The sequence below is a fragment of the Bacillus sp. OK048 genome, assembly GCF_900103525.1.
In the GTDB taxonomy this organism is placed as follows: domain Bacteria; phylum Bacillota; class Bacilli; order Bacillales; family Cytobacillaceae; genus Neobacillus.
In genome coordinates this window covers 12110-29154 of sequence record NZ_FNHN01000009.1, presented here as the reverse complement: position 1 = coordinate 29154, position 17045 = coordinate 12110, and the positions used below count along the sequence as shown (strand labels likewise).

Sequence of the window (17045 nt, the reverse complement as noted above, 5' to 3'; positions counted from 1 at the left end):
CAAGAAAAGAGACATACCGTGACGATTCTCACGTCATTCCATCAGGAAGGGATTTTAACCCTTGTCTTGAACCTGCTGTTCAAGACACCCCGCGGTGCTCTGTTAGAGCCGGCGATTTGCAACAGACCATTCCTTCCATTGGTCAGCCTGCCGCAAAGAATGGATTTTAGTACCAGATTTACACCTCCTTGAATTGTAATTTCTGGTTCTTCATCATGAATGTTTTATGAATCACATTCCATAATTTCCAACGATGGTTTTCTTTGAATGTTTCAATATTTTTTAACAACATCCCAATATACCTTCTTCTTTGTATCCCTTTTTTTGACCTCTTCTCGGATTCTTCCATTGACCCAAGAATGGAAATCAATTTAGGTTTTACCATCGTACGTAAATGATTTAAGAGTTCTTGCGTTATTTTTTCATCCAAACCAAGACCTCTTCTCCCAATGACAAATGATGCTGCTTCATGAACGGATAGGCCATATTTTTCACTATATTTAAATCGTCCGATAACAGAAGTATAAGCGGGGTTTACCTTTTTTATCTTAAATCCATATCTTAAGCCTCTTGAGATAAGAGCCTTTTGTATTTTTGTTTTAGCAAACGAATGGACACGGCGATTAAATAGTTTATTCGTGTCATGGTCTTGTTTTAATTTGATATCTTCTAAGGCCATTTCCCCGACGTTCCAGGACAAAAGATACTGAACGATGTTTTTTGCTAGTTCTCCTGAAATATTGGATCTGCGATTGCTTTTTACATATTCCATTTCATGACAATAAAAGGTTTTAGACTCCAATAGGTTTCCTTGCTTTGTTAAAATAGAAACCGATACTCGATCAACATTGACATCAATCCCCGCCACAACATCGGACTGAATCTTTTCATTCCAATTCAGTACAGAACCATGGACATCCTCATCATAGGTGATGTGGACATAAACCCTCCCATTTTTGCGTTTTAACTCAATGGAATAAGGCTTATATTCTTCGTGAGGTTTATTCTTTCTAATAACGCCAACTTTATTGGGTAATACTACCTCAACCATTTCATTGAAATAGTTGTCTGGAATTTGAAGTTTGAATCGTAATCTTGGACTTTTTCCCCTTCCCTCAATGAGAAGTGGATTCGCCACTTCTAAATAAAACTGTTGCTTATTATCATCAAACACGATTCGGGTATTTAAATTCCCCTTTTTGGACTTGTCGCCGCGAGAATAAAGGGTATTAGAACGTAAATCCTTCCATTCCCCTTTCGAAAGAGTACCCTTCAAACGATCATTGAAATTCCTTTTTCCACCAAAGATGACAGTGGGAATGGTTTGATCTTCTTGATGTTTTATTAAAATAGATTCCTTCAATTGGAGTTTTTCTAAGCGGGAACTCAAACCTTTTAAACATACTTCAAGTGAAACCTTTTTCGGGCTTTTCTTACCTGTCTGATAATCTTCCATTTTCACGGATGTCTTTTTTATTTTCCCTTGGACTTCTTCGATTCTTAATGGTAGGAGTTCTTTTTGACTTGAAATAATGGCTTGTGCTTGCATAACAGCATCTTCTGCGTATCTCTTATTCATACGAAAGAGAACATTTACCTTTTTAATTAATTTGCCTGACTGTTCCCCCTCTATCAAGCGATTAAAAGAATACCGCAATGCAGCACAAAAAACAGCCATTAATCGATTTAGTTTTTCGAGTTCTACTGCATTCTTATCACTTATTAAGCAGATTTTTGTAACCTTCATTCCATCCACCTCCCGCAAGAACAAGTGTTCTGTATTAATTATAGGGTTTTATTGGAATAAAGGCAACCTCTTTAAAAAGACTTTTATAATATTTTGTAGCTTATACTTCCTTGTATATTTTAACACTTTTCTCTCACAACTATCAATTGAAAGCGCTTAAAGTCCATTTAGGCAAAAAAAGAACCTGACTTTTACGCCAGGTTAATAAATATGGACAAACGGTTCTGCTTCATTTGCTTTACGAACAATGAGTGCTTCTGGTCCGTCAACTGAAGTAACACTTACCGAAACCGAGATGTAAGTTGGAAAATGCTCGAGTACAAGACCTGTTACATATTGGGTAAATCCAATCGCCTCTGATCTCCCATAGAACTGGATGGGAATCGTAATATCCAAATCAGTATATTGCTCCCCAATATAGAAGGCCCGGCCTATGACGCCATTAAAGTTTGGAAAATATTCCTCCACATCCTGCTTAAAGTTTAAGAAAGAAGTTACATCATCACGGTGTGCCTCTTGTGCCTTAGTGGAAGGAAAAAGGAAATACTTTTCAGCAACTGGCTCCCAATTATTTATGGTTGAGCTTCCTTTTTCAACGTTGGTATAGGTGAAAAAGGTTCCAGGTACAACGGATGATCGGCTTTGCTGTTCAAACAAAGCGATTGTGATCGGCACATCCTTTAAATTTTTCATTGCTCTTAGACGATTAAGAACTTCTGCTGCAATTTTTTTCCCTTCACGTTCCATTTCCGCAAATTCAATTTTCCTCTCAAAATACGGTTCACCGACAGCTGTACGATAATAATGGACAGTATTTAGTGCAAGTCCAATCACAACACCGCCCAATTTGACGGTATCATTTTCCCCTTTAATCAGGTAATCATGCTCTAAAATATGAGCTAAATAGATTGGACTATTACTATTCCCTTCCTTAAAATCTACCCCTTCTTCCATTAACGGGTTTAAGCCGATATTGTTCTCTTCCTTTAAACCCTCTTCCGTTAATTGTGCAGCTGTGAATTTACGATTCAACCATAATCTGACGGTATTCCGCTTTAGTTCCTGTCCTTCACGGAACAAATAGGTTTTGGGGTCAAATTGATGTTGGGCAATTCTCATCAAACCTGTTTCAAATTCATTTATGTCATATCTAGTATTGATATTTCCAACAATTAATCCACGCGCTTCCCCTGGCTCGAACGGTAAAATCGTTCGATAGTAATTGTCTGATATATTATATTTCGGAATAATCGCTTTCTCTTTCGTCTTTTCCTTTGTTTGCACAACATTCTCCTGCTTTTGAAAGTTTGGTGCGCACCCACTAAGAAGGATGACAAGGGCAAGAGCGAGCAATGAGATTTTTCTCATGTTGATACACCTCTATTTATTTAATTCTGCCAAGAGCTTCTCCTCGTCCCATACTTCAATTCCCAGCTGCTCGGCCTTTGTAAGCTTTGAACCCGCATCCTCACCAGCAATAACCAAGTGTGTTTTTTTGCTGACACTACCTGACACATTCCCACCAAGGGCTTCAATCTTTTCCTTGACTTCATTTCTCGAAAGCTGCTCTAGCTTACCTGTCAATACAACCGTTTTACCTGCAAAAATGCTATCCGACTCTTGGGCAGAAACAGGCTTAGCACCTTTATATGCCATATTCACTCCCACAGCTTCAAGTTCCTTCAACAGTTCTCCTGCTTCTTCCTGTTCAAAAAAGGCAACAATAGAATCCGCCATTTTAGCACCAATTTCATTGATTGCTATTAAATCATCATTTTTCGCAACTGACAAGTTTTCCATCGTTTCAAAGCTTTGTGCAAGTGTCTTTGCTGCTTTTGCACCCACATGACGAATCCCAAGACCAAATAACAACTTCTCAAGTGAATTAGATTTAGAGGCTTCAATTGCTTTTAAAAGGTTTCCTGCTGATTTTTCCCCCATTCTTTCAAGAGCTAGCAGCTGTTCACGAGTGAGTTTATAGATATCAGCAACATCCGCGATTAATTTTTCAGCAAAGAGCTGGCTGATTACTTTTTCACCAAGACCATCTATATTCATTGCATCACGTGAGACGAAGTGAATCAATCCTTCGCGAATTTGGGCAGGACATTTCGGATTAATGCAGCGTAAAGCTACTTCTCCTTCTAACCGGACTAGTTCACTTTCACATTCCGGACAATACGTAGGCATTTGGAAGTCACGTTCTTCACCCGTACGAAGATCTGCCAGCACATTTACCACTTCTGGAATGATGTCGCCAGCTTTTTTAACTACAACTTGGTCGCCTAGCTTTATATCTTTTTCTCGAATTAAGTCTTCATTATGCAAGGAAGCTCGCCCGACAGTTGTACCAGCTACCTTCACTGGCTTTAATATCGCGGTTGGTGTGACAACCCCTGTCCTGCCCACACTTAATTCAATATCCAAAATTGTAGTGACCACTTCTTCAGCCGGAAATTTATAAGCAATCGCCCAGCGCGGGCTTTTTGCTGTTGTTCCCAGTTTGCTTTGCTGCTCATAGGAATCTACCTTTATAACAATCCCATCTATTTCATATGGTAAATGCGGGCGCTTATCAATCCAGCTAGTTACATACTCGATTACCTCGTTGATGGTAGTGCACTTTCGACGCTCTTTATTTGTTTTAAAGCCAAGATGATCTAAATAATTGAGACCTTCGCTATGGGAGGCGGCATAGTTTTCTCCGCTACCACCGATTGCGTATAAAAATACATCGAGATTTCGCGTTGCAGCAATTTTTGGATCAAGCTGTCTTAACGAACCCGCAGCGGCATTTCTTGGGTTTGCTGCAAGCTCTTCTCCACGCTCTTCCTTCGCTTTATTCAAGGCTTCAAAGGAGCGTTTCGGCATATAGGCTTCACCGCGAACCTCTAAGGTAACATTTTCTCGTAAACGAAGCGGAATCGATTTGATTGTTTTTAAGTTTGCCGTAATATCCTCACCAATGGTACCGTCTCCCCTTGTTGCACCTTGGAAAAACAAACCATCTTCATAGCGTAAAGAAACAGCTAGACCATCAATTTTCAATTCACAAACATAGGAAAAATCATCACCGACAGCCTGACGAATCCGGCGGTCAAAGTCTTTTAAGTCCTGCTCATTAAAAGCATTTCCTAAACTTAGCATTGGGGTTCGGTGTTCTACCTTTTCAAATAGATCAAGTACCTCACCTCCAACACGAATCGATGGAGAATCTGGTGTTTTTAATTCTGGGAATTTGGCTTCTATCTCTAGTAGTTCTTGCATTAAGCGGTCATATTCTGCATCGGGTATTGTAGGTTTATCGAGCACGTAATATTCATAGCCATACTGATTTAATAAGTTTCTTAGTTCATTGACTTTCTGTTCCGCAATTTGAAGGTCCATACATCCAGCCCTTTCATTTTGAATAGTTTAACGAGAATAGCCCCATGTTAGGGGCATTCTTTTTTATACCTTTTTAATAGGAGCAAATTTGGCAAGTAGGCGCTTGATGCCGGTTGGGCTTGGGAAAGCTATATCAAGCTCTGTTCCTTCGCCTTCTCCTTTGACACTTACCACGGTTCCAATACCCCATTTACCATGTTCGGCTTTATCGCCGACACGCCAGCCGAATGTATCGCCACCTGTAGTAGCTGCTATTGGTCTCATGACCGGTTTTCTAGTTACAGGAGTACCGGTAGAAGTTCCAAAAGAAGTCCCCGCTGTTGACCTAGAGGTGCTTCTGCCAAATGCAGTACCTCTTGACCCAAACGATGTATTCATTCGTTTCTCTGGCTCCACGCCTTCTAAAAGATCTTCCGGAATCTCACTGATGAAACGGGAAGCTGGATTCATACTTGTACGTCCATACAAGGTTCTCATCTGGGCATTTGTAATGAAAAGCGTTTGCTCGGCCCGAGTAATTCCTACGTATGCCAACCGGCGCTCTTCTTCCATTTCTGCTTCTTCCATTAAAGAACGGCTATGAGGGAAAACCCCTTCTTCCAAGCCTATTAAAAAAACTACAGGAAATTCCAACCCTTTTGCAGAGTGCAATGTCATAAGCGTAATCGTATCCGTTTTTTCACCTTCATCATCTAATGAATCAATATCTGCAACAAGGGCTAAATCAGTTAAGAAAGCAACTAGGCTTTTATCTTCACTCACTTCCTCAAAGTTCTTTGTTACAGATAATAATTCATCTAGGTTCTCAAGTCTGCTTTGAGCTTCGATTGATTTCTCGGCCTTTAGCATTTCGCGGTAGCCTGACTTATCTAAAATATCCTCCACTAGTTCCGTTACGGAAAGAAATTCTTGCATGTTCGTATAATTTTTAATTAAATCTCTAAATTCTCTAGCACCCTTCGTGATTTTTGGACTTAAGCCCAACAACTCAACAGAGTCTAGCGCCTGAAAAATAGAAATATCATGCATGGCAGCAAAGTTTGCCATTTTATCGACTGAGCTTGCACCAATTCCGCGTTTTGGCACGTTAATAATACGTTGTAAGCTGATGTCATCATCAGGATTAGAAATGAGTCTCAAATAAGCAAGCATGTCCTTGATTTCTTTTCTATCATAGAACTTTGTTCCGCCAACGATGCTATAGTCAATATTAGATTTTAATAGCACTTCCTCCATGACACGGGACTGAGCGTTAGTCCGGTAAAGAATCGCGATGTCGGAAAGCTTGTATTTATCATCGCGCGTTAATTCTTTAATTTTACCCGCAACAAATTGTCCTTCTCCCTGTTCACTATCAGCACGAAAATAAACGAGTTTGTTTCCTTCTGGATTTTCCGTCCAAAGATTCTTTGCTTTACGGGTTACATTATTTTCAATCACTTTATTTGCTGCCAGCAAGATTCGTTTTGTGGAGCGATAGTTTTGCTCTAACAAAATAACCTTTGCATCCGGATAATCCTTTTCAAACGAAAGAATATTGGCAATATCTGCTCCGCGCCAGCGATAGATTGACTGATCGGAATCCCCGACAACGCATAAGTTCTTAAACCGGTTCGCGAGAAATTTGACAAGCATGTACTGTGCTCTGTTTGTATCCTGATACTCATCAACATGAATGTAATGGAATTTCCGCTGATAATATTCAAGTACTTCCGGTACGCGTTGAAACAATTGAATCGTCTTCATAATCAAGTCATCAAAATCGAGCGCTTGATTTTTCCGTAACCGTTTCTGATATTCTGTATAAACTTCACTAACCGTTTTTTCAAAATAACCGCCAGCCGTTTTTTCATACTCTTCTGGATCAATTAATTCATTTTTTGCTGAACTTATCGCCCCTAAAAGTGCCCGCGGGTCGTACTTTTTGGGATCAAGGTTTTTATCCTTTAGGATTCCTTTAATCACCGATTGCTGATCACCTGTATCCAAAATCGTAAAGTTGCGATTAAAGCCCATCCTGTCGATGTCCCTGCGCAAGATCCTTACACACATCGAGTGAAATGTGGAGATCCAGATTTCCTCGGCTGCCCCGCCCATCATTTTCCGAATTCGTTCTCTCATTTCACGAGCAGCTTTATTCGTAAAGGTTATCGCTAAAATATTATAAGGATTTACCCGTTTTTCAACGATAAGATAGGCGATGCGATGCGTTAATACTCTCGTTTTTCCACTCCCGGCACCAGCCATCAGTAAAAGCGGACCGTCTGTTGCTTTTACAGCACTTTGCTGTTCTGGGTTTAAACCATTTAAAAGCTTATCTGTTAAATATTGCAACTTTCCTTCACCACCATAACGAACATTTGTTCTAATTTTAACTCTTTATATCCAATTAAGCAATCTTTAGCGTACAGCTTTTACTGTTGCTAAGGCTTGGTCAAAATCATCATAGATGGCGTTTCCCACCACTATGACATCAGCATGCTCGGCCATTTCAGTACCTTGTTCAATTGTTGAAATTCCACCGCCATAAAAAAGGACTGTTTTTTCCAGCACCTTCTTTACTTCTCTTATTACGTGTACATCCCCATATTTGCCGCTATATTCAAGATAAAAGATTGGCAAATGGAACATTTTCTCTGCCATCATCGCATAAGCCTTTACATCTTCAATGGTAGCAACTGTATTGGCAGAAGTAAGTTTAGCCGCTTTACATTCATCATTCAATATGCAGTAACCTTCCATAACAATCTCTTCCCAATCGATAATTTCACCAAATTCTTTTACTGCTTGATGGTGAAGTCCGGTTATCCACTTGGTATCATTACTATTTAAAATCGTCGGTATAAAATAAAGGTCAAAACCAGGGGTAACCGTTTCAATACTTGAAACTTCAAGGACGCAAGGTACGGTATAACGGCGTATTCTAGCCATCAAATCTAGAACCTTTTCTAGTGTTACCCCATCCGTTCCTCCAACCATAATTGCATCCGTCCCGGATTCACATATTTTCTCTAATTTGTCATCCGCTATCTCTTTATTTGGATCGAGTTTAAACACATGGCGCCACTCGCGAAAATCATACATCCCAAGATCCTCCCATTCATCTCACATTACACCATTATAGCATTAGCCGATTCGATAAAAAAAGAAAACACTAATTCTATTAATAGAAATTGTAACCATATAAAAAACCGAAGAACATCTCTTCGGCTTTGATTATTATTCTTCAGTTGGTTCTTCGGTTTTAATCCGCCCTAATACCATTTCATAGGTGTCATTTCCAAAATTCAAGCAGCGTTTCACGCGTGAAATCGTTGCCGTACTTGCACCTGTTTCTGTCTCAATTTTATGGTAGGTATTTCCTTCACGGAGCATTCTCGCTACATCAAGACGCTGTGCCAATGATTGAATTTCATTAATGGTACATAAATCATCAAAAAAGCGATAGCATTCTTCTAGATCATTCAATGAAAGAACGGCTTGAAATAATTGATCAAGCTCTTTTCCACGTAACTTATTAATTTGCATTATTTTTCCCCTTTACCTATCACAGATTAGTTTACATTAAACGAAACACTTGATTGAAGACCAGGGTTTGTTGGTATGACATTGACCCAAGTCTTTCCTTGCACAAATGGAACCACTTCGCCATTTCTCACAGGAACGATTAGACCATTATCATTTTTCCATTCGACTTCGATTACTTTACCCATTTGCAGTAAGTAACCAGATCCTCCAGATTTCAAATCAATTTTCTTATGACCTACATTATTTATGACTTCATGTGTTGTCTCAATAATAAATAGATTATCGAGTAGAATCGGTTCTTTTGTCACAAGATCAATGGTTTCAACACCATCAGCGTAGCGCTTATATTTACCAATTGAGTCATCAAACTCATAAATGGAATCAAACGTCGAGCCTGTTGAATAAGAAACCATGACGGATTTAGCATCATCCCCTGTCACCGATTTACTTTCATCCTCTGACAAAAATTTAAATTCTGGCGGAGACTGTTCCATTGAGTATTTCTTTTCAGTTGCGCCTTTAAGAACATTTTCATACGTAATATAGGAATTATGCGGTGCTTGACGGTCGCTTGACCTTTTAAACAACGTACCGTCGTAAACCATTCCATTTAGGTTATCTAGATAACCTGCTTCAAGCATTTTTTTCGCTTCTTCACTATAACCATGCGCTATAAAAAGAGCATCTAGCCCCTTAGCCAGTTCAATGTAATAATCCCTTGCACTTCGGACAGGCCCAATATTTTCTGGTTTTTCACTTTGAAAAACAGCTAGAAACCGAGTTACATCCCCTTCTGCTAGTAACTCATAAACAATATCGGCTTTGTTTAAACCAGATTGTGGTCTTGCTTTTGGATGATTATTAACCATAACTGCCACTGCTCTGCCATCTGTTTTAGTTTCTGAACCCACACCCGTTAATGGGTAATGGTAGGGAAGTTCCTTGGTTACTTCTTCTTGATCCACTTTTTCAACTTCTTTTACCGGCTCTTTGGGTCCTGGTCCATTTGCCTTATTTTTATCACTGCAACCAGAGAGCAGTAAAAGAGCTGCTGTTGCTGCAACAGCCCATTTCTTCATCTTTTTAAACACTCCTAACCCTTATCTAAGAAATTTATCGCCTTCATCCAATTAATTACTTTTATATTTTATCGCATTATCGAAGGAAAGAGTACAGTTTTGTTCATGACATCATACATTCCCTGTTGGGTAATTCGAATATAGGGCAAATGAGTGGCTGAAAAAAACAACAAACTGTAAACAGGGTCTGAAAAGGAATATCCACGTTCCCTCAATTCTACAAGCAGTTTCTTTTCTTCGCTTATTAATTCCTTAATAGGAAGATTTGACATAATGCCATTAAGCCTTAACGGAATCTCACACACCACTTGTTCGCCTTCAACCATGACAATTCCGCCGCCTAACGCCTTCATTCTATTGAAAGCTGCCAGCATATCACGCTTATTTTTCCCAATTAAAATAATATCACCCGTATTTGAAAATGAGCTTGCCAGTGCAGAAAGATTGGTGGCAAATCCTTTTAACAAGGTATTGATCCTCCACTTCCCGTTCCGATCTAGAAGTGTGAAGAAACATTCATCATGGTCGGTTGACAATTCATCCCCTGAAGCATCAATGGCTATGGAATATGGTTTGGTAATAACCGAATTCTCCATTTTAATTCCAAATGGCATAGAAAATTGTAAATCGTCAATGCTTAGATTCCAATCAAGCTCCATCGGCTTAAGGCCATACTCATCCCAATGAATCGAATCGTAAGCATCGATCATTTGTCCTTCGCGTTTTACCCATTTTCCTTTTGCAAGAACGGAATGAGGTGTCGGGTTTTCAATACTTGATAAAAAGTTTATATTTGCAACACGGCCAGTGGCAATATTTCCATGCTGATGATCAATATTGTAATAGCGGGCAATATTTACAGTTGCCATATTATAGGCATCAATTGCAGGTACACCTTTTTCAATGGCGATTCGAATCATTTGATCATTCATACCTTGCTCATAAAATGTAGATGTTGAGCCATCTGTGTTAAACATGAGACGATCATAGGCTTGAATTCCCAAGCGTTGCATATCATCGAGCAGGTCTGGCAAGTCAGGACGAATGGAGGAATACCGCAATGAAACCATATATCCCTGCATTAAGCGGTTATACACTTCTTCACCTGTCATTGCCTCATGGTCACTATCTGCACCTAACAGCATCATTTTAGCTAACGTTTTCTCCGATGCACCAGGAAAATGGCCTTCAATCGGTTTACGCATCCGTTTTGCCTCTTGAATCCAGTGCAGCATCATATCATCACCGTCTAACAATTTTGGCCAACCAGTCAGTTCTCCGCCTTGCAGGACAGCGTCATGCTCTAGCCACGATTTGATGTTGCTATGTGAAAAAACATCTACTTCATTCAGAATTTCCGTTTGTGCATCAAACCGGCACCACCAAAACATCGTGGTTGGAATGGAACGTAAGTCCTTTAGTAAAGAAAACGCTTCCTTTTTCTTCAAATTCATCATCAATGACATGTTGTCATTGATTAAAGTTGTTGTTCCAAACTGGGATGCATAGGCTGCCAGTGTATGGGGATTATATAAATGATACGGATGGGCATGTGGTTCGATATAACCTGGAACAAGTATTTCATTAGTACAGTCGATAATTTCACAATTTTCCAATCGCGGCGGTAAATTGTCGCCAACATAAACAATCCGATCTTCATATATCCAAATATTCGCGCGCATCCACTGGCGAAATGTTTGATTTAAATACAAGGCATTTTTTAATAAAATGGTTGGTGAAGTTTTTCCATCTAAAACCGATACATGCATGCGTAAATGTTTATTTTTCCATCGATAACGTTGCTCCAGCATACGATACCCTTCCTTTCTTAGAAGCTATCTATCTAGTATAAATATTGATTTATCAATAAAGAAAGCCCTTACAAAAATTAGTTTTACCTTATACTATCATATTTCACTGTTTAAAGCATTAAAGAATGGATAAAAACTGTAAAAATATTGTGAAGGAGTGAACAATATGAACGTTACTAAAAATATTGGAATTTTAAATGCATTAATCAGGATTACCATTGGGCTTACGATTCTTTCTTGGAGTACAGCTAAAATGGTGAAATTTCCGTGGAGAGACTCGTATCTGTTTATAGCCATTTGTGGTGCGATGAAGGTTGCAGAGGGAATTGTTCGTTTTTGTCCGGCTACTGCCCTGTTTGAAAGGTACCAGGAGATGGAGCAGGAGCAAGCAGCTCCAGATTTTAGCGATGGAGAAATGAATACGGATATCGGCCAGGTATTGCCGTATAATCCGTCATAGTTATTGAAGAGCATTCTTTAATTAGGAATGGCCTTCATCAAGCAGCCCGATGATGACCGAAATTTGCAAAAATAACTTGAAAACGGGCATCATCACCACGATGATGACCAAAACTTGCTAAAATAACTCGAAAACGGTCATCATCACCACGATGATGACCAAAACTTGCTAAAATAACTCGAAAACGGTCATCATCACCACGATGATGACCAAAACTTGCTAAAATAACTTGAAAACGGTCATCACCACGATGATGACCAAAACTTGCTTAAATAACTCGAAAACGGTCATCATCACCACGATGATGACCAAAACTTACTAAAATAACTTGAAAACGGTCATCATCACCACGATGATGACTAAAACTTACTAAAATAACTCGAAAACGGTCATCATCACCACGATGATGACCGAAACTTACTAAAATAACTTGAAATCGGTCATCATCACCACGATTATGACCAAAACTTACTAAAATAACTTGAAATCGGTCATCATCACCCCAACCCAATGATAATCATTTCTCCGCCAAAAACTGCAGAATCGAGCTTCAACACAAAAAACGGGCTGACCATCAATGGTCAGCCCTTCTCACACTAACTGAAGACGTGCCCGATTGCCTTCGAGCCGATATCTTTCCGATAAAAAACTCCGTCACATGATAATTTTTCTAGCTCGCAGTATACAGTATCTTGCGCTTCCTTTAAACTTTCAGCTTTTGCGCCAACTAGGAGAACCCTGCCCCCAGCCGTAACAAATTCACCGAGCTGATTTTTCTTTGTTCCTGCGTGGAAGGTATAGACTTCCTGTGAAAAGTCCCCTAAGCCTTCAAGAACCGCACCTTTTTCATAAGTTTCTGGATACCCTTTGGCTGCCACAACTACCCCGACCATCGAATGCGTATCCCAAACTAGCTCCGGAGTGCCACCGTCTAACAGATCCAAAATCGTCTCCACCAAATCAGATTTCAACCTTGGTAAAATCACTTGTGTTTCCGGGTCGCCAAAACGGGCATTAAACTCAATTACCCTTGGACCCTTTTCCGTTGCAATCAAACCCGCATATAGAATTCCACAAAAACTTCTTCCTTCTTGAACCATTGCTACTGCAGCAGGCTTAAGGATGGTTTCTATTGCATCATCAACAACCTCATTACCAATATGAGGCACAGGAGAGTATGCACCCATTCCTCCTGTATTTGGACCGTTATCACCATCAAAGGCACGTTTATGATCTTGGGCGATTTCCAGCGGGATCACGATATCCCCATTCACAAATGCCATCAGGGAAAATTCCTCACCCGCTAAAAACTCTTCAATGACCACTCGTGCTGAAGCTTCACCAAATTTTTGACCAACGAGCATCTCTTCTGCACTCTGTAATGCTTCTTCCTTCGTTAAAGCAACTGTAACGCCTTTTCCAGCAGCTAGTCCATCGGCTTTAATGACGATAGGTGCGCCTTTTTCCTCAATATACTGCTTAGCATCCTCAAAGTTGGTGAAAACACCATAATCAGCAGTAGGAATGTCATACTTCCGCATGATTTCCTTTGCAAACGACTTGCTTCCTTCAATTTCAGCAGCTAATCCGCTTGGTCCAAACACTACTAAACCTGCAGCTTCAAATTTATCTGCTAACCCTTCAAGCAAAGGTACTTCCGGGCCGATAATCGTTAGACCAATGCCCTGTTCCTTCGCGAATTGAATAAGTTGTTCATGATTACCTTCTTCAATCGAAACGCGTTCTGCAACATCTTCCATTCCGGCATTACCTGGAGCAGCAAATACTTTTTCAACAAGGGAGCTTTCACTAACCTTTTTGCACAGTGCATGTTCTCTGCCGCCACGTCCAATAATTAGTACCTTCACCTATCTCACCCCGTTTTAGTGTTTAAAATGTCTAACTCCGGTAAACACCATCGCAATCCCATATTCATCCGCCTTTTTGATCGAATCTTCGTCGCGAATCGAGCCGCCTGGTTGAATGATTGCGGTAATTCCCGCTTTTGCTGCTGCTTCCACGGTATCATCCATTGGGAAAAAGGCGTCTGAGGCGAGCGCTGCACCGGCTGCTTCTTCGCCTGCTTGTTTTAAGGCAATTTCGGCGGCACCTACCCTATTCATTTGTCCCGCACCAATTCCAATTGTCATATCCTCTTTTATTACAACAATTGCATTCGATTTAACATGTTTAACGACCTTCCAGCCTAATTTTAATGCTGACCACTCTTGCTCTGTTGGCTGTCTTTTTGTTGGAACAGTAATTTCAGCATTTTCTAATGTGAAACGGTCCTGTTCTTGTGCAAGTAAGCCGCCCTCAATCGTAGTTAGCTTCATCTCTGGCTTTTTCGCTCCTGAAAATGGAATTGTTAATAATCGAAGATTCTTTTTTGCTGTTAAAATCGAGAATGCATCCTCTGAGAAGGATGGTGCAATGACGATTTCTAAGAAAATTTCATGAAGTTTGCTTGCTGTTTGTGCATCCACTTCTCTATTAAAGGCAATAATTCCGCCAAAAATCGAAATAGGGTCGGCAGCAAAAGCCTTTTCAAAAGCATCGAAACTAGTTTTTCCCGTTCCGATTCCGCATGGATTCATATGCTTTACAGCAACTGCTGCAGGTTCAGTAAATTCTTTCACGATCTGTAAGGCTGCATCGGCATCATTAATATTATTATAAGAAAGCTCTTTTCCATGAAGCTGTTCTGCATAAGCAGTCGAGAACGTAGAACCAAGTGGTTTTTTATAAAAAGCAGCTTTTTGATGTGGATTTTCACCATAACGAAGCGATTGCTTTAATTCATATGTAACCGTCAATTTTTCAGGTGTTTCTTCCTGAGCAAGTTCGGTCATATAATCAGCAATTAATGCATCATAGGCAGCTGTATGACGGAAAACTTTTGCCGCTAGCTTCCTGCGTGTTTCCAGCTTTGTTTGACCATCTGCCTTTAATTCCTCAATTACATTCGTGTAGTCAACGGGATCAACGACTACCGTTACATATTGGTGATTTTTAGCTGACGCACGTAACATCGCTGGACCGCCAATATCGATATTTTCAATTGCGTCCTCTGTAGTTACATCTGGTTTTTCAATGGTTTGTTGAAAAGGATAAAGGTTCACACAAACGATTTGAATCGGATTAATTCCATGTTCTTCAAGTTGTTTTTGATGGTGCTCATCATCATGTTTAGCAAGTAATCCGCCATGTATAAAAGGGTTTAACGTTTTCACACGTCCTTCTAATATTTCTGGAAAACCGGTAACATCACTCACACCAAGAACGGGAATTCCTTGTTCTTGAAGTGCCTTTTTCGTTCCGCCGGTTGAAATAATTTCAAACCCTAAGCTGACTAACTCTTTAGCAAAATTAGAAATACCATTTTTATCAGAAACACTAATTAGTGCGCGCTTTTTAGTCATTGATAACTTCCCCTCTCGTTAACAGCATGTGCAGGATGGATGGATAAAGCTTATGTTCGATTTTTTGTATCTTCTGTTGAAGGCTTTCTCTTGTTTCCTTAGTTTCAATTCGGACACGTTCCTGGACAATAATCGGACCAGTGTCCATTCCTTCATCTACATAATGGATGGTTACGCCGGTCCATTTCGCTTTTGCAGCCAATGCCTGACCAATCGCGTCCTTACCTGGAAAGGCAGGAAGAAGCGAAGGATGGATATTTACAATTCGTCCAGAAAACTTGCCAAGCAAGGTTGGGCCAAGCAGCCTCATGTAACCAGCAAGTGCGATAAATTCCACACCATAACTCAATAATTTCTCTGTAATGACTTTTTCAAATGCTTCCTTGGAGCTATAATCCTTCGGGTTAAAAGTAAAAGTTGGAATATGGGCGGTATTTGCACGCTCGATAGCAAAAGCTCCTGGCTTGTCACAAACAAGCAGTGCTATGTCTGCATCAAGGTCACCAGCCTTCACTACATCGATGATCGCTTGAAAATTGCTGCCATTTCCTGAAGCAAAAACAGCCATTTTTTTCATCGACGACCACCTATGATGATTCCTTCTTCTTCTGTTACTACACCGATTTCAAAGGGATTTTCCCCGCATTGTCTTAAATGAGCCATCAGGTCTGCCGCACTTTCCTTTTCAATGGCAATGACCATACCGATACCCATGTTAAAAATATTATACATCTCCTGCTGGTCTATTTGTCCAACAGTAGATAGCAGATTAAAGATTGGCGGGATATCCCAGCTCTTCTCGTATACTTTGGCACCTAGCCCATTAGGGAGCATCCGTGGGATATTTTCAATAAAACCGCCGCCGGTAATATGAGCCATCCCTTTTATTTGGAATTTTTTCAAGGCTGATAAAATTGGTTTTACATAGATTTTCGTTGGCTTCAATAACTCTTCGCCCAAACTGCAACCGAGTTCGTCCACATATTCCGTTAACGCCCAATTATTGAAAACCTTTCTTACGAGTGAATAGCCATTGCTATGAATTCCACTTGAAGCTAATCCTATCAACACGTCTCCAGACTTGATGGTTTCTCCTGTGATCAAGTGGGACTTCTCAGCAGCTCCAACGGTGAAGCCAGCAAGATCATAGTCATTTTCACTATATAAACCAGGCATTTCCGCTGTTTCTCCGCCAATTAGCGCACAGCCTGCCTGCTCACATCCATCACTAATCCCCTTGACAATAGCCTCGATCTTTTCTGGAACTGCTTTTCCGCATGCAATGTAATCTAAAAAGAACAAAGGCTCTGCCCCTTGAACCACAATATCGTTAACACACATCGCCACTGCATCGATGCCAATCGTATCGTGCTGATCCATCCAAAAAGCAATCATCAGCTTCGTGCCAACTCCATCTGTTCCTGAAACAAGAACAGGCTCTTTTAGGTTAAGCGCTGATAGGTCAAACATACCGCCGAATCCGCCTAACCCCCCTAACACACCAGCTCGGGCTGTCTTTTGCACATGCTTTTTCATTCTTTCAACAGCCTCGTAACCTGCTTCGATGTTTACCCCTGCTTGTGTATACGCATTCGCCATGATGATCCCCCC

The 17045-nt window shown here is 40.3% G+C and carries 14 protein-coding genes; 1 reads left to right on the top strand and 13 read right to left on the bottom strand.

The genetic code is table 11. The annotated features are described in order from the left end of the window. Positions 1-178: 178 nt before the first annotated feature. The 8 genes from BLR86_RS16765 to BLR86_RS16730 form a co-directional block, all read right to left on the bottom strand. Positions 179-1747 carry an IS200/IS605 family accessory protein TnpB-related protein gene (locus BLR86_RS16765; RefSeq protein WP_090763832.1) on the bottom strand — a complete coding sequence of 523 codons (1569 nt, stop codon included), beginning with the start codon at positions 1745-1747 and terminating at the stop codon, positions 179-181. Between the two features lie 201 nt (positions 1748-1948). Beyond that, positions 1949-3115 (bottom strand): CamS family sex pheromone protein, encoded by a 1167-nt coding sequence (locus tag BLR86_RS16760; protein ID WP_090763830.1) that lies wholly within the window; start codon positions 3113-3115, stop codon positions 1949-1951. A gap of 12 nt (positions 3116-3127) precedes the next feature. Next, on the bottom strand, positions 3128-5134 hold the full coding sequence (gene ligA, locus BLR86_RS16755; RefSeq protein ID WP_090763827.1) for an NAD-dependent DNA ligase LigA: 2007 nt from the start codon (positions 5132-5134) through the stop codon (positions 3128-3130). Between the two features lie 63 nt (positions 5135-5197). Continuing rightward, the gene (pcrA, locus tag BLR86_RS16750) at positions 5198-7468 is read right to left on the bottom strand and encodes a DNA helicase PcrA (protein WP_090763823.1); all 2271 of its coding nucleotides are present in this window, start codon (positions 7466-7468) and stop codon (positions 5198-5200) included. Between the two features lie 66 nt (positions 7469-7534). Further along, positions 7535-8218: a heptaprenylglyceryl phosphate synthase gene (locus tag BLR86_RS16745; protein WP_090763820.1), complete on the bottom strand. Its 684-nt coding sequence runs from the start codon at positions 8216-8218 to the stop codon at positions 7535-7537. A 135-nt stretch (positions 8219-8353) separates the two neighbouring features. Next, positions 8354-8662: a YerC/YecD family TrpR-related protein gene (locus tag BLR86_RS16740; protein ID WP_090763817.1), complete on the bottom strand. Its 309-nt coding sequence runs from the start codon at positions 8660-8662 to the stop codon at positions 8354-8356. A gap of 26 nt (positions 8663-8688) precedes the next feature. After that, positions 8689-9741, bottom strand: coding sequence for a DUF3048 domain-containing protein (locus BLR86_RS16735; RefSeq protein WP_090763814.1), 1053 nt, complete (start codon positions 9739-9741; stop codon positions 8689-8691). A 68-nt stretch (positions 9742-9809) separates the two neighbouring features. Then, positions 9810-11552 (bottom strand): adenine deaminase C-terminal domain-containing protein, encoded by a 1743-nt coding sequence (locus tag BLR86_RS16730; protein WP_090763811.1) that lies wholly within the window; start codon positions 11550-11552, stop codon positions 9810-9812. Positions 11553-11718: 166 nt separating this feature from the next. Here BLR86_RS16730 and BLR86_RS16725 point away from each other — a divergent pair, with 166 nt between their 5' ends. Continuing rightward, positions 11719-12012, top strand: coding sequence for a YgaP family membrane protein (locus tag BLR86_RS16725; protein ID WP_090763808.1), 294 nt, complete (start codon positions 11719-11721; stop codon positions 12010-12012). A gap of 268 nt (positions 12013-12280) precedes the next feature. Here BLR86_RS16725 and BLR86_RS16720 read toward each other — a convergent pair whose 3' ends face one another. From BLR86_RS16720 to purM, 5 genes are all read right to left on the bottom strand, one after another. Next, positions 12281-12523: a hypothetical protein gene (locus tag BLR86_RS16720; RefSeq protein ID WP_090763805.1), complete on the bottom strand. Its 243-nt coding sequence runs from the start codon at positions 12521-12523 to the stop codon at positions 12281-12283. Between the two features lie 85 nt (positions 12524-12608). Next, positions 12609-13880: a phosphoribosylamine--glycine ligase gene (gene purD, locus BLR86_RS16715; protein ID WP_090763802.1), complete on the bottom strand. Its 1272-nt coding sequence runs from the start codon at positions 13878-13880 to the stop codon at positions 12609-12611. Positions 13881-13895: 15 nt separating this feature from the next. Then, entirely contained in the window at positions 13896-15434 is a 1539-nt protein-coding gene (gene purH / locus BLR86_RS16710; protein ID WP_090763797.1) for a bifunctional phosphoribosylaminoimidazolecarboxamide formyltransferase/IMP cyclohydrolase, read from the bottom strand. Then, positions 15427-16011, bottom strand: a complete 585-nt coding sequence (purN, locus tag BLR86_RS16705; protein ID WP_090763794.1) for a phosphoribosylglycinamide formyltransferase — start codon at positions 16009-16011, stop codon at positions 15427-15429. Before purN ends, purH begins: the two co-directional genes overlap by 8 nt. Next, positions 16008-17033, bottom strand: a complete 1026-nt coding sequence (gene purM, locus BLR86_RS16700) for a phosphoribosylformylglycinamidine cyclo-ligase (protein WP_090763791.1) — start codon at positions 17031-17033, stop codon at positions 16008-16010. Before purM ends, purN begins: the two co-directional genes overlap by 4 nt. Between the last annotated feature and the right edge of the window lie 12 nt (positions 17034-17045).